The sequence below is a fragment of the Saccharopolyspora mangrovi genome, assembly GCF_035320975.1.
Taxonomy (GTDB): domain Bacteria; phylum Actinomycetota; class Actinomycetes; order Mycobacteriales; family Pseudonocardiaceae; genus Saccharopolyspora; species Saccharopolyspora mangrovi.
This window is the reverse complement of record NZ_JAWLNX010000003.1, coordinates 78628-91550: the sequence shown is the minus strand read 5'-3', so window position 1 is coordinate 91550 and position 12923 is coordinate 78628. Positions and strand designations below refer to the sequence as shown.

General features: G+C 70.7%; 14 protein-coding genes and 1 pseudogene. 4 read left to right on the top strand and 11 right to left on the bottom strand.

Going from position 1 to position 12923, the window contains the following annotated elements:
* Positions 1-107 precede the first annotated feature (107 nt).
* Positions 108-230 (top strand): annotated as a pseudogene (locus R4I43_RS34555) (mannosyltransferase YkcB-related protein); the annotation flags it as partial.
* Here R4I43_RS34555 and R4I43_RS05315 read toward each other — a convergent pair.
* The 9 genes from R4I43_RS05315 to rsmD form a co-directional block, all read right to left on the bottom strand.
* Complete coding sequence (locus R4I43_RS05315) at positions 194-406, bottom strand: hypothetical protein (RefSeq protein WP_324264380.1); 213 nt, start codon at positions 404-406, stop codon at positions 194-196. The pseudogene R4I43_RS34555 and the gene R4I43_RS05315 overlap by 37 nt on opposite strands.
* A gap of 35 nt (positions 407-441) precedes the next feature.
* On the bottom strand, positions 442-1326 hold the full coding sequence (gene mutM, locus R4I43_RS05310; RefSeq protein ID WP_324264379.1) for a bifunctional DNA-formamidopyrimidine glycosylase/DNA-(apurinic or apyrimidinic site) lyase: 885 nt from the start codon (positions 1324-1326) through the stop codon (positions 442-444).
* A gap of 109 nt (positions 1327-1435) precedes the next feature.
* Positions 1436-2203 (bottom strand): ribonuclease III, encoded by a 768-nt coding sequence (rnc, locus tag R4I43_RS05305; RefSeq protein WP_324264378.1) that lies wholly within the window; start codon positions 2201-2203, stop codon positions 1436-1438.
* Between the two features lie 14 nt (positions 2204-2217).
* Complete coding sequence (gene rpmF, locus R4I43_RS05300; protein WP_125091036.1) at positions 2218-2400, bottom strand: 50S ribosomal protein L32; 183 nt, start codon at positions 2398-2400, stop codon at positions 2218-2220.
* Between the two features lie 2 nt (positions 2401-2402).
* Positions 2403-2975, bottom strand: coding sequence for a YceD family protein (locus R4I43_RS05295; protein WP_324264377.1), 573 nt, complete (start codon positions 2973-2975; stop codon positions 2403-2405).
* Positions 2976-3135: 160 nt separating this feature from the next.
* A complete protein-coding gene (locus tag R4I43_RS05290; RefSeq protein WP_324264639.1) occupies positions 3136-3864 on the bottom strand; it encodes a DivIVA domain-containing protein in 729 nt (242 codons plus the stop codon).
* A 266-nt stretch (positions 3865-4130) separates the two neighbouring features.
* Positions 4131-4544, bottom strand: coding sequence for a ribonuclease domain-containing protein (locus tag R4I43_RS05285; protein WP_324264376.1), 414 nt, complete (start codon positions 4542-4544; stop codon positions 4131-4133).
* A 109-nt stretch (positions 4545-4653) separates the two neighbouring features.
* Positions 4654-5136, bottom strand: coding sequence for a pantetheine-phosphate adenylyltransferase (gene coaD / locus R4I43_RS05280; protein ID WP_324264375.1), 483 nt, complete (start codon positions 5134-5136; stop codon positions 4654-4656).
* Between the two features lie 54 nt (positions 5137-5190).
* The gene (gene rsmD / locus R4I43_RS05275) at positions 5191-5751 is read right to left on the bottom strand and encodes a 16S rRNA (guanine(966)-N(2))-methyltransferase RsmD (protein ID WP_324264374.1); all 561 of its coding nucleotides are present in this window, start codon (positions 5749-5751) and stop codon (positions 5191-5193) included.
* 170 nt (positions 5752-5921) lie between these two features.
* Between rsmD and R4I43_RS05270 the strand changes: the two genes are divergently transcribed.
* Positions 5922-7970 (top strand): HelD family protein, encoded by a 2049-nt coding sequence (locus R4I43_RS05270; protein ID WP_324264373.1) that lies wholly within the window; start codon positions 5922-5924, stop codon positions 7968-7970.
* A gap of 139 nt (positions 7971-8109) precedes the next feature.
* Positions 8110-9447 (top strand): MFS transporter, encoded by a 1338-nt coding sequence (locus R4I43_RS05265; protein WP_324264372.1) that lies wholly within the window; start codon positions 8110-8112, stop codon positions 9445-9447.
* Between the two features lie 43 nt (positions 9448-9490).
* Here R4I43_RS05265 and R4I43_RS05260 read toward each other — a convergent pair whose 3' ends face one another.
* A complete protein-coding gene (locus tag R4I43_RS05260; protein WP_324264371.1) occupies positions 9491-10183 on the bottom strand; it encodes a GntR family transcriptional regulator in 693 nt (230 codons plus the stop codon).
* Between the two features lie 121 nt (positions 10184-10304).
* Here R4I43_RS05260 and R4I43_RS05255 point away from each other — a divergent pair, with 121 nt between their 5' ends.
* Positions 10305-11858 (top strand): thiamine pyrophosphate-dependent enzyme, encoded by a 1554-nt coding sequence (locus R4I43_RS05255; RefSeq protein ID WP_324264370.1) that lies wholly within the window; start codon positions 10305-10307, stop codon positions 11856-11858.
* Here R4I43_RS05255 and R4I43_RS05250 read toward each other — a convergent pair.
* Entirely contained in the window at positions 11847-12914 is a 1068-nt protein-coding gene (locus R4I43_RS05250; protein ID WP_324264369.1) for an Ldh family oxidoreductase, read from the bottom strand. The genes R4I43_RS05255 and R4I43_RS05250 overlap by 12 nt on opposite strands.
* Positions 12915-12923 lie beyond the last annotated feature (9 nt).

Genomic DNA, 12923 nt, shown 5'->3' with positions numbered 1-12923 from the left:
CATCAAGCCGGACGCAGGTGCGAGTCCCGTTGGCGGAAGCTGGGAATCGGCTGGGAGTCGCCGCCCGGCGGACGTGCAGCGAAGCGCGCCCACGGCGTGCAGCCGGGATGCGCCACGACGGCAACCAGCCAGGCGACGGGGTCGTGGCACCGGGAATCCTGGAGACCGGCCAGTCCGTGATGGCCGTCGGCGGCTACAACGGCAACGACCTGGCCCCGACCGTCGAGCAGCTCCAGCAGCACGTCGCCGCCGGCGAACTCCGGTACGTGTGGACCAGCGGTTCATCGGGTGTGCGCAGCATGGGCGGCGACGTCGACGCGGCCGTGGTGGACGCCTCGATGGGCTGGGGCGCCCAGCGCTGCACGATCGTCGACCCCGCCGAGTACGGCGGCAACGCCTCGTCCACCACGCACCTCCACGACCGCCGAGGGGCGGCGGGACTCACACGTGCGCGTTGCGAGGTTTGGGCTGGCAGACCGGGCAGGTGTAGGCGGAGCGGTTCATCCAGGGGTCGCGGCGGATCGTGGCTCCGCAACGCGGGCACGGGTTTCCGCCCTGGCCGTAGACCGCGAGCGCGCGGTCGAAGTAGCCCGATTCACCGTTGACGTTGACGTACAGCGCGTCGAAGGAAGTTCCGCCCGCGTGCAGCGCTTCGCCGATGACGTCGGTGACGGCCTGGAACAGCTCGCGGACCTTCGGGCGCGTCATGGTGGAGGTCGGGCGGGCCCAGTGCAGCTTGGCCCGCCACAGGGCCTCGTCGGCGTAGATGTTGCCGATGCCGGACACCAGGCTCTGGTCCAGCAGGGCGCGCTTGATGCCGGTGCGGCGGGAACGCAGCCGCTCGGTCAGCCTCGCCAGGTCGAACACCGGTTCCAGCGGGTCCGGGGCGATGTGCGCGACCGGCTCCGGCAGTGCGACGCCGTCGACCTCGACGAGTTCGGCCAGCTGCAGCCCGCCGAAGGTGCGCTGGTCGACGAACCGCAGCTCAGGGCCACCGTCGGCGAACCGCATCCGCACCCGCAGGTGCTTCTCGTCGGGTGCGTCGGTGGGCTGCACGAGCAGCTGCCCGCTCATGCCCAGGTGCACGACGAGGGCTTCGCCGTCGGTCTCCTCCGAGCCGTCGCCGAGTTCGATCCACAGGTACTTGCCGCGCCGCCGGGCCGCGGTGAGCACCCGCCCGGCGAGCCGGGCCGCGAGGTCCTGCGCACCGGGAACGTGGCGGCGGACGGCGCGCGGGTGCAGGACTTCGACGCTGGAGAGCTTCCGGCCCGCGGCGTGTTCGGCAACACCGCGGCGGACCACCTCGACCTCGGGCAACTCAGGCACGAGCACATCCTGGCCCACGCCGGGAAGCCCGCCGGAAGCGGGCGTGAAAAAAGGCGTGATCAGGGACCTTGCCCCTGATCACGCCCCTCTCAAGCGAAGATCCGCGAACTCACGACGCGGAATCGGCCGCCGAGCCCTCTTCGGCCGGGGCGGCGGCGTTGACCTGCTCGTTGAGCTGGCGCCAGGCCGCTTCGGCCGCCTTCTGCTCGGCTTCCTTCTTGGTGCGGCCGTCGCCGCGACCGTAGGTCTGGCCGCCGACGGCGACGAAGGCGCTGAACTCCTTGCGGTGGTCCGGGCCCTCCTCCTCGACGCGGTACTCGGGCACGCCGAGAGCCGCGGAGGCGGTCAGCTCCTGCAGGCTGGTCTTCCAGTCCAGGCCGGCGCCGCGCTGCGGCGCCTCGGCCAGCAACGGCTGGAAGAGCTTGTGCACGACGGCGCGCGCGACGTCGATGCCCTCCGCCAGGTAGACGGCGCCGAGCACCGCCTCCAGGCCGTCCGCGAGGATGCTCGCCTTGTCACGGCCCCCCGTGAGCTCCTCGCCACGACCCAGCAGCAGGTACTCGCCGAGTCCGCCCTCACCGAGCCCGCGCGCCACTCCGGCCAGCGCGTGCATGTTGACCACGCTGGCGCGCAGCTTCGCGAGCTGCCCCTCCGGCAGGTCCGGGTGCTCGTTGTAGAGGTGATCGGTGATCACCAGGCCGAGCACCGCGTCGCCGAGGAACTCCAGCCGCTCGTTCGGCGGCAGACCGCCGTTCTCGTACGCGTACGAACGGTGGGTGAGGGCAAGGGTGAGCAGCTCGGCGTCCAGTTCGACGCCGAGCGCTGCCAACAACGGAGCCCGATCCACCTGCCGAGCTCGCGACTGCTTTCCCCCCACTACGTGACCGCCGCTCAGGCGGGCTGGACGACCTGACGGCCGTCGTACTGACCGCAGGCCGGGCAGACGACGTGCGGCAGCTTCTGCTCACGGCAGGAGCGGTTCGAGCACTCGACCAGCGTCGGCGCCGAGGTCTTCCACGACGAACGGCGGTGACGGGTGTTGGCCCGGGACATCTTGCGCTTCGGGACGGCCACGACTACTTCTCCTCTTCGGTACCGCCGAACCGCTCTTGAAGCGCGGCCCAGCGAGGATCAATGGTCTCATGCGTGTGCTCGGGGGCGAGTTCGGCCCACTTCACGCCGCACCCGGAGCACAGCCCCTGGCAGTCCGGCGAGCACAACGGTGCCGAGGGAAGCGACAGCAGCATCGCGTCCCGCACCACCGGTTCGAGGTCGATCAGGTCGTCCACGACCCGCTCCACCTCGTCGTCATCGGTGCTGGTGTCGGTAGCGCTGTCCGGGTAGGCGAACAGCTCCCGGACCTCGATCTCGATCTCCTCGGAGACGGGGTCCAGGCAGCGGACGCATTCGCCGGTCAGCCGGGCCGACGCCGTGCCCGACACCAACACGCCCTCCACCACGGACTCGGCCAGCAGGTCAAGCTCCACCGGCTCGCCCTCGGGCACCTTGATCATGTCCAGCCCGAAGCCGGCCGGTGCCGGGGCCTTGCGCGTGTAGGCACGGCTGCTACCGGCCCGGTGGCCGATTTCCCGGGTGTCGATCACCCAAGGGCCGGCTTGCGCAGTGCGCGTTTCATGGCTCTGAGACATCACGGATTTCGGTGCTTGATGAATGGGCAGGTGGCCGACGTTGAGAGCAGAACCCGACGGATCGGGCAGCGAGCCCCAAGTCAGCCCTCCCAGCGTACGTGACGCCCGGTCGCGAACGACACCAGCCCCTGTTCAGCGACGCGCCACCCAGCAGGGCAGATCAGTTGGCGCCCGCTGAGGGCTGCCACTCCTCGTAGTCGAACGGAGCGCCCATCGGGCTGCGGAGTTGCTGGCGGCCCTTGCCGACGGTGCGGAGGGTGCGGCCGAGCAGGTCCTCGAAGTCGGCCAGGCGGGAGTCGACGTAGGCGTCGCACTCGCTGCGCAGCCGCTCGGCCTCCTCGTTGGCCTCCTCCACGATGCGCTTGGCCTCGTTGCTGGCGGCCTGCGCCACCTCGGTGTCGGTGACCAGGCGGGCCTGCTCGGCCTTGCCCTCGTGCACCGACTGCTCGTAGGCGGCGCGCCCGGCCTGCACCATGCGGTCGGCCTCGGACTGGGCGCGGGAGACGTAGTCCTCGTACTCGCGACGACCAGCGGTGACGGTCTGCTCGGCCTGGCCGCGCGCGTCCGACAGCATGTGGTCGGCCTGCTCGCGGGCCTCGGCGAGCAGCTGCTCGGCCTCGGCGCGGGCCTCGGCGAGGGTGCGCTCCGCCTCGGAACGGGCCTCGGCCACCGACTTGTCGGCCTCGGTCTGCGCCTTGGTGACCACCTCGTCGCGGTGGTCCAGCACGTCCTGCGCGTCGTCGAGCTCCTGCGGGATCGCGTCCCGCACGTCGTCGAGCAGTTCCAGCACGTCACCGCGGGGCACCACACAACCCGAGGTCATGGGGACGCCACGCGCCTCTTCGACGATCGTGACCAGCTCGTCGAGGGCCTCGAACACCCGGTACACCATGATCTCCCTGCAGTCGTTCAGCGCCGCGCCGCTCAAGCATGTCAGAACGCCGCGCGATGCCGATCACGGGCCGTTCCCCTCCCAGTCTGCCTGCGCGGGGCCCGTACCCGGGGGAAATCCGCCATCCGCGTGTCAAGCCACCACCCGGAGAACGAGGGAACCTTCCCGCCACCACGAGTGGCAGGAAGGTTCCCTCGCTCCGGGCTCAGCCTCTCTCGCGCGCAAGCGGCGCAGCCGCACCGCTGAGCAAACGATCGCGGGAACTAGGCGTTGATGTTGGTGATGGCGAAGCTCTCGTAGTGGTCTTCGGTCCAGAAGAACTCGCCGGCTTCGCCGACGACGAAGCGGCGGGCGCCTCGGTCGTCGCTGCCGGGGGTCTCGACGGTGTACTCCTTGTAGTACCCGTCCGCGCAGTCCGGCAGGAGGCCTTCGCGGTTGCCGAAGGTCTGGCCGTCCTCGGGGTACGGGAAGGGCCCGCCCGCCTTGATGAGCTCGACCGTCTCGGCGGCCTCGGGCGGCAGGGCCGACAGGTTGACCTGTTCGAATCCGGTGGTGTCCCCGCATTCGGCCTGCGCGACGGCGGCCGGAGCGGCGGCGGAGAAGGCGCTGGACTGGAAGCCGACGAGCCCCGCCACGGCGAGCAGGGCGGCCAGCAAGATCTGCACTGACTTCGTCATGGCGATCACGCTAACGGGATCAACCCGTCACCCAGCGGAAATGGCGGGAACCCGAAGTCAGCGGCGCACGATTCGCCGAAAACCGCGTGACCCGTTGGTGCCGCGGAGGTTAACCGTTCTCGGCGATGCGCTCGCGGAGCCGCTGCTCGATCTTCGGCGGCAGCAGGTTGGAGACGTCGCCGCCGTAGGTGGCGACCTCCTTGACCAGCGACGACGCCAGGAAGCTGTAGAGCGGGTTGGTCGACATGAACATCGTCTCGACCCCGGACAGCTGCTGGTTCATCTGCGCCATCTGCAGCTCGTAGTCGAAGTCGCTCACCGCCCGCAGGCCCTTGACGATCGCGCCGATCTCGTTGGCCTTGCAGTAGTCGACCAGCAGGCCGTGCCAGGAGTCGATGCGCACGTTGGGCCACTGCGCGGTGACCTCGCGCAGCATTTCGAGGCGCTCGTCAACGGAGAACAGGCCCTTCTTGCTCTTGTTGATCAGTACCGCAACGACGACCTCATCGAACAGGCCGGACGCTCGCTCGATGATGTCCAGATGACCGTTGGTGACGGGGTCGTAAGAACCTGGACATACCGCACGCCTCATGTGCTGGGACGTTAGCAGCCTGGTCACCGAACCCCCAGGATGACGTGTCCCGGCTCACCGCTGGTCGATCACCGCCCAGTGCACCGCGGTGTCGCCGTAGCGCTTCGAACGCAGCGCGTCGAGCGGCGCGGGCCAATCCGGGTCGCCGCTGCGGACCGCGCGTTCGACGATCACCACGCTGCCCGGGCCGACCCAGCCGTTGGCCACGAGCCCGTCCAGCACGCGTTGCAGCAGCTCAGCGGGCAGGTCGTAGGGCGGGTCGGCCAGGACCACGTCGAACGGCTCGGCGGTCGCGGTGGCCGTCAGCACCTCGGCCTTGGCCTGCTCGACCCGCACGTCGCGGAAACCGAGTGCGGTGGCGTTGCGCTTGAGGATCTGGGCCGCCCGGCGATCGGCCTCGACGAAGGTGGCGTGCCCGGCGCCGCGCGAGAGCGCCTCCAGGCCGAGGGCCCCGGAACCGCCGTAGAGGTCGAGCACCCGCAGGCCGTCGATGTCGAGCATCGTCTCCAGCGAGTTGAACAGCGCCTCGCGCACCCGCTCGGAGGTCGGCCTGGTTCCCTTCGGGGGTACTTCCAGGCGTCGGCCGCCCGCGCTCCCCGCCACGATCCGCGTCACCCGCACATCGTCGCGCACCGCCGGTGGGCAGGTGTTTCGCGGGTCTGCCGCCAGTGCGCATGTTACGCCCGCCGACCTCCCCCGACGGCAGGCGGGACGCGTTGGGCGGCACGGGATCGCGCGTAGTCTGTTAGGTCTGCCCACCGCGCCAGACCGGGAGAAAGTCACAGGTGTCCGAAGCATCCGAAAAGCAGGCCGAGATCGCGGTCGAGCAGGAGCACGTGGACCGCGTCTACGCCCGGCTCGACGAGCTGCGCTCCGAAGCCGAGGCGATGCGCGACAAGAGCTACGAGTACGGGCGGGAAGCCACGCCCGAGGCGCTCAACGAACGCGACGTGATGCTCCACCACGCCAACCGGACGCTGCAGGCGCTCAACGCCGAGTCCGAGGGCCTGGTGTTCGGCCGCCTGGACCTGGGCACCGGCGACGCGGTGCACATCGGCCGGCTGGGCATCCGCGACCAGCGCTTCGACAACCTGCTGGTGGACTGGCGCGCGCCGCTGGCCGCCGCCTTCTACCAGGCCACGCCCGAGCACGCGCAGGACGTGGTCCGGCGCCGGGTCATCCGCTGCTCGCGGGAGCAGGTGGTCGACGTCTCCGACGACCTGCTCGACCCCGACCGCGCCCCGTCCGACATGCGGGTGATCGGTGACGGCGCGCTGATGGCGGCCTTGACCCGCTCGCGCGGCGAGACCATGCGCAACATCGTGGCCACCATCCAGAAGGAGCAGGACGAGGCGATCCGGGCGCCCGAGAGCGGTGTCACCGAGATCACCGGCGGCCCCGGCACCGGCAAGACCGCCGTCGCGCTGCACCGCGCCGCCTACCTGCTGTACCGGGAGCAGCGCAAGCTCGGCGGCCCGGGTGTGCTGGTCATCGGCCCGTCGCCGGTGTTCATGAGCTACATCTCGCGGGTGTTGCCGTCGATGGGCGAGCACAACGTGGAGCTGCGCGCGCTCGGCGAGGTGCTCGACGGCATCAGCACCGCCACGATCGACGATCCGCGCACCGCCGAGATCAAGGGCTCCTCCCGCATGGTCAAGGTGCTGCGCCGCGCGCTGCGCCTGCCGCCGCCCGAAGCTCCCGACGCGCTGCAGCTGTTCTACCGGGGCGCGGTGCTCAAGCTGGAGGCCGACGAGCTCAAGCGGATCCGCCGCACCCTGCACAACAAGGGCGCGCAGCCGAACAAGATGCGGATGAAGGCGGCCGACGCGCTGCTGGAAGCCCTGTGGCAGCAGGCCCGGGGACTGGCGGGCGGGGACTTCCAGCCCGACCGCGACCAGCTGATCAGCGAGATCGGCGAGCGCATCGAGTTCCACCGCTTCCTGGTCGCCTGGTGGCCCGCGCTGTACCCGATGCAGGTGCTGCGCTGGCTGTCCGATCCGGAACGCCTGGCCCGCGCGGCGCGGCGGCTGCTGGCGGCCGAGGAGGTCGACGTGCTGGCGAAGTCGTGGGCGGAGGTCTCCGAGTGGACGGTGGCCGACATCGCGCTGATCGACGAGCTGCGGACGATGATCGGCCCGCCGCCGAAGCGGCCGGGCCGCAGCGAGCCGGAGTCCGAGCAGCCGCGCCGCGCGGTCAACTACGACGAGTACGCGCACGTGGTGATCGACGAGGCGCAGGACCTCTCGCCGATGCAGTGGCGGATGGTCGGCCGTCGCGGCAGGCACGCGAGCTGGACGATCGTGGGTGACCCGGTGCAGTCCTCCTGGCCGGACCCGTCCGAGGCCGCCACGGCCCGCGAAGAGGCGCTCAGCGCCCAGCGCACGCACCGCCGGTTCACGCTGCGCACGAACTACCGGAACTCGGCGGAGATCTTCGACCACGCCTCGGACGCGGTCCGCGACCTGGTCGACCCGGACGACCTGCCGACGGCGGTGCGCACCACGGGCATCGACCCGGACGTGCGCGAGGTCCCGGCCGGCGAGCTCGCCGGCACGACCCGGGACACGGCGCTCGACCTGCTGCAGCGCGCCGAGGGGACGATCGGCGTGATCACCACGATGTCCCGCCGGGACGAGGTCCGGGCCTGGTTGTCCGATGTGGACGACCCGCGGCTGCGGGTGGTCGGCAGCCTCGATTCCAAGGGCATGGAGTACGACGCGGTGGCGGTCGTCGACCCCGACGGCCTGGCCGCGGAATCCACCACCGGCCGGCGGGCCCTCTACGTCGCCCTCAGCCGGGCCACCCAGCTCCTCACGGTCATCAAGCCCAGCTGAGGGGCGAGCGGCGAGGGGAAGCGGCTCGACGGCGAGCCGTTCCGCCTCGCCGCTCCGCGAGGGCCACGGCGGTTGACCGGGTGACGCAGCGCACTTAGCGTGGGATATGAGATATCATGCGTCACGACGGGGTGGTTGCATGCACGAACCCGCCATGTCCACGGCAAGCGCAACGAAGCCCACCGGCAAGCGGTCCCAGGTCCGCTGGCTGATGGTCGTCCTGGTCGCCCTGGCGACGGCCATCGCCTACATCGACCGCGCGAACCTCAGCGTCGCCAGCGATTCCATGCAGCAGGAGCTCCAGTTCTCCGACGAGCTCAAGGGCATCATGCTGTCGTCGTTCTTCTGGACCTACGCGATCTTCCAGCTGCCGGGCGGCTGGCTGATGGACCGCTACGGACCCCGAGCCCTCTACGCGATCGCCGTGGTGTGGTGGTCGCTGGGCACCGCGGCAACCGCGTTGACCAGGGGATTCGCCGGGGTGATCGGGTGCAGGCTGGCACTGGGCGTCGGCGAGGCACCGGTGCAGTCGGCCAACGCGCGAGTGGTGTCGGAGTGGTTCCCGCGCAAGGAGCGGGCTTTCGCGTCGTCGATCTTCGACACCGGTTCGGAGTTCGGCAGCGCGCTGTCGGTTCCGCTGGTGACGCTGCTGATCGCGCTGGTCGGCTGGCGCGGCTCGTTCGTGGTCACCGGCGCGCTGGGCCTGGTGTGGGTCGTGGTGTGGCTGCTGGTCTACCGCTCACCGCGGCGGCAGAAGTGGGCCAACCAGGCCGAGATCGACTACATCGAGCAGGGCGGCGGTCGCACCGAGGAGAAGGAGCTCGACGAGGGCGGCAAGCAGCCGATGAAGTGGCGGGACCTGTTCCGCTACTCCACGACCTGGGCGCTGGTGGCCGGGTACACCTGCCGCGGCGTGATCATCTACTTCTTCATCACCTGGTACCCGGACTTCCTGGTCAACCAGCAGGGTTTCTCGCTGCTGGAGCTCGGTTTGTTCGGCGCGATCCCGGGTTTGGCGGCGATGGTGGCGAACTGGGTCGGCGGATTGTTCTCCGACTGGCTGGTTCGGCGCGGCACCCCGCTGGCGATGGCGCGCAAGATCCCGCTGGTGATCGGCATGCTCGGGGCTTCGACGATCGCGCTCGCGTCGATCGCCCCGAACCCGGTGTGGGCGTTGGTGTTCCTGACGGTGTCCTACTGCAGCGCTGCGGTGTCCACGGGCGCGCTGCTGTCGCTCCCGGCGGACGTGGCACCCACGCCGCGCAACGTGGCGTCGCTGACCGGGGTGCAGAACTTCGGCTCGCAGCTGGGCGGGATCATCGGGCCGATCGTGATCGGGTTCCTGCTCGGCACCGGGCAGTTCGCCTACGTGTGGCCGCTGGTGTTCGCCGGCGCGATGTGCGTGCTCGGCGCGTTCTTCTACGCGTTCGTCGTGAAGGTCAAGCCCTTGGACGAGCAGAGACCGATGTTCGGGTGAGCGACGGCGGGCCTCGTCCGGTGCGGGCGGGGCCCGCCGCCGTTCAGGAGTCGGCCTTCTCGGCCGCTTCAAGGTTCGTGAGGGACTTCTGGATGTGCTCGCGGACGAGGCGTTCGGCTTCGTCGTCGTTGCCGTCGTTGACGGCGGCCAGGATCTCGGCGTGCTCGACGAATTCCTCGCGCCAGGTGGGCCAGCGGTCCCACAGCAGGTTCACGACACCGAGCGCGGTGAGGTCCTGCAGGTCGTCGAGCTGGTCGATGACCAGGGCGTTGCCGCAGCCGGCGTACAGCGACCGGTGGAAGCGGCGGTTGGCCATGCTCAACTGGTGGTTGTTGCCCGCGCTGAGCAGCCCGGCGGCTTCGTTGAGCGCCTCCTGCGCGCGCTGCACCACGTCGGTCGACCCGCTGCGGGTGGTCATCTTGGCGGCCCACGGCTCCAGCAACCTGCGGACTTCGTAGACCTTGCGGACGTCTTCGAGGTCGAGCCGGCGGACGGTGATCCCCTTGTTCGGCACCACCGTGACCAGGCCGGTGTGCGCCATGCCGATCAGGGCCTCGCGCACCGGTGTCTTCGACACGCCGAGCAGCTCGGACAGGCGCCGCTCGACCAGCGTCTCCCCGGGGCGCAGCTCACCGGCCAGGATCGCGTTGCGGATGGAATCCGCGACCAGGTCGGTGCGGCTGGCGGGCCCGTTCAGGGGACGCAGTCCGGAGGAATCGCTGGCCAGCTGTGTCACGCCCTCGATGATATATCAACAGCGCCCGACACGGCCGGGCGACCAGCGAATTCCGCGTCTCGAGCGCCGGTTGGTGTATGATATCTCATGCTGCTCCGGGATCGGACACTGCGAGGGAACCATGCGTACAGTCGCTCAGGCCGTGGCCCGCGTGCTCGCCGACGCGGGGGTCGAACACGGCTTCACCGTGCCCGGCGAGTCGTTCCTGGGGTTGCTCGACGCGTTCAGCGAATCCCCGGAGCTGACGCTGGTTTCCACGCGGCACGAGAGCGGCGCGGCGTTCATGGCGGAGGCGTGCGGCAAGTTGCGCGGCGTCCCCGCGGTGGCGATGGCCAGTCGCGGCCCGGGCGCCACGAACCTGTCGATCGGCGTGCACACCGCGCGGCAGGACCACACCCCGATGGTGGTGCTGCTCGGGCAGGTGCCCTCGACCAAGCTGGGCCGCGAGAGCTTCCAGGAGGTCGACCTGGCCGCGATGTACGCACATCTGGCGAACTGGTCCGCGCAGCCCAGCACCGCCGCCGAGGTGCCGGGCCTGGTCGCCGAGGCCCTGGCGCAGGCCACCGGCCCGCGTCCGGGTCCGGCCGTGGTGGCGGTGCCCAGCGACTTCTGGGACGAGCCCTTCCCCGGTCCGCTCCCGGTTCCCGAAGCGGTTCCGGCCGAAGCACCCGACGTCGCCGGGGCGGCCGAACGCCTCGGCGCGGCGCGCAGTCCGGTGATGATCGCCGGCGCCCGCGATCCCGAGAGCCACCGCGAGCTGGTCGCCACCGCCGAAGCGCTCGGGCTCGCGGTCTACACGGGTTTCCGGCGCCAGGACTCCTTCCCGGAGGACCACCCCCAGTTTGCCGGGCACCTGGGCCTGTCGGTGCCGGACGCGCAGCTCAAGGCGCTGGAGAACGCCGACGTGGTGCTCACCGTCGGCATGCGGCTCGACGAGGTGACCAGCCAGGGCTTCCGGTTCCCGCTGGTCGAGCAGGAACACCTCCAGCTGCCGCCGTCGGCGCTCGCCGAGCTGCGCGCGAAGGCACCGGCGAGGCAGCGGGACTGGTCGGCCGCGCACGCCGCGGCCCGCGAGTTCATGACCCCACCTGATTTCGCGCCCGGGTCGGCGCTGCACCCGACGGAGGTGGTGCGCGCGCTGCGCGAGCTCGCGCCGCGCGACGCGGTGGTCACCAACGACGCGGGCAACTTCTCCGGGTTCGCGCACCGCTACTGGGGCTTCACCGAGCCGCGCACGCAGCTCGGCCCCTGCAACGGGGCGATGGGCTACGCGGTCCCCTCGGCCGTGGCCGCCAAGCTCGTCGCGCCCGAGCGCGCGGTGCTCGCGATGGTCGGTGACGGCGGCGCGCTGATGACCGGCCAGGAGATCGAGACGGCGGTGCGGCACGCGGCTCCCATCGTCGTGGTGGTGTTCCAGAACGGCCTGTACGGCACGATCGCGCTGCACCAGGTCAAGAGCAGCCGCTCGATGTCCGCGGTGGACATCGGCGCGGTGGACTTCGCGGCCTGGGCGCGCAGCCTCGGAGCCGCCGGGCACACCGTCGACACCCGCGAGCAGCTGGAGCCGGCGATCAGGGCGGCGCTGGCCGAGGACCGCCCATGCGTGCTGGACGTGCGCACCGATCCCGACGTGCTCACCGCGGACGCCAGGCTCGGCGACTTCTTAGAGAGCTGACCGCACCCCGGCGCGTTCGGCGACCCCGCGCAGCTGCTCGAGGAGGGTGTCCGGCATCGGAATCCCCAGCCGGGAGCGCTCTTCCCGGGCAACGGCCTGCGGGTCCCCCGCCACCCGGACGGGTTCGTCCGGGCTGAGCGGTGGTGTCGCGTGCAGCTGGTCGATGGCGTCGTCGAGGTCGTCCTCGAACTCGCCGGGCGGGCGGAAACCGCTCGGGTCGATGGCGAGGAAGAAGTGCCCGATGTTGTGCGGGTCCTCGGGTTTCCGGCTCGCCGGGAACGCTCCGCCGCACAGCGTGGCGGCCAGGACGTGCGCCATCATGCTCAGCCCGTAGCCCTTGTGCGAACCCATCTCCGCTGTTCCGCCGAGCGGGGTCAGCCCGCCGATGTCGTCGTCGCGCAGGATGCCCAGCGCCCGGCCCGCATCGGTCACCGGACGGGCGTAGGCGTCGACCACCCAGCCCTCCGGGAGGGGAGTTCCGTGGAAGTCGTAGACCTTGACCTTGTTGACGGCGGCCGTGGTGGTGGCGATGTCGAGCAGGAAGTGCGGGTTGCGCTGGGCCGGTGCGGCGAACGCGATCGGGTTGGTGGCCAGCATCGGCACCACCGATCCGGTCGGCGGGGAGGCGGGCAGGTTGGCCGAGCTGGTGACCAGGCCGAGCACGCCCTGCCGCGCGGCCATCTCGGCGTAGTGGCCGGCGGCGCCGAAGTGGTGCGAGTTGACCACCGAGACCACGCCGACGGTGCCGGTCTTGGCCTTGTCGACGGCCATCCGCATGGCGAACTCGCTCGCCGGGTGCCCGATGCCGCCGTGCGCGTCGACCAGCGCCGATGCGGCGTCCTCGCGCACCACGGAGGGCCGGGCGCGCAGGTCGATCCTGCCTTCGGCGCGGAACTGCTCGTAGGTCATCAGCATCGACACGCCGTGCGAGTCGATGCCCGCCAGGTCGGTTTCGGCCATCACCTCGGCGGTGATGTCGGCCAGGTCGCGGTCCATGCCCCACGCGGTGAGGACGTCGACGATCAGCTCGCGCACTGCTCCAGCGGAAACCCGCACCTCACGCCT

Excerpts from the sequence above, each read along its gene's own strand:
- R4I43_RS05255 (WP_324264370.1), top strand. The coding sequence starts at position 10,305 with ATGCGTACAGTCGCTCAGGCCGTGGCCCGCGTGCTCGCCGACGCGGGG.
- R4I43_RS05265 (WP_324264372.1), top strand. The coding sequence starts at position 8,110 with ATGCACGAACCCGCCATGTCCACGGCAAGCGCAACGAAGCCCACCGGC.
- coaD (WP_324264375.1), bottom strand. The coding sequence starts at position 5,136 with ATGAGGCGTGCGGTATGTCCAGGTTCTTACGACCCCGTCACCAACGGT.
- R4I43_RS05295 (WP_324264377.1), bottom strand. The coding sequence starts at position 2,975 with ATGTCTCAGAGCCATGAAACGCGCACTGCGCAAGCCGGCCCTTGGGTG.
- R4I43_RS05285 (WP_324264376.1), bottom strand. The coding sequence starts at position 4,544 with ATGACGAAGTCAGTGCAGATCTTGCTGGCCGCCCTGCTCGCCGTGGCG.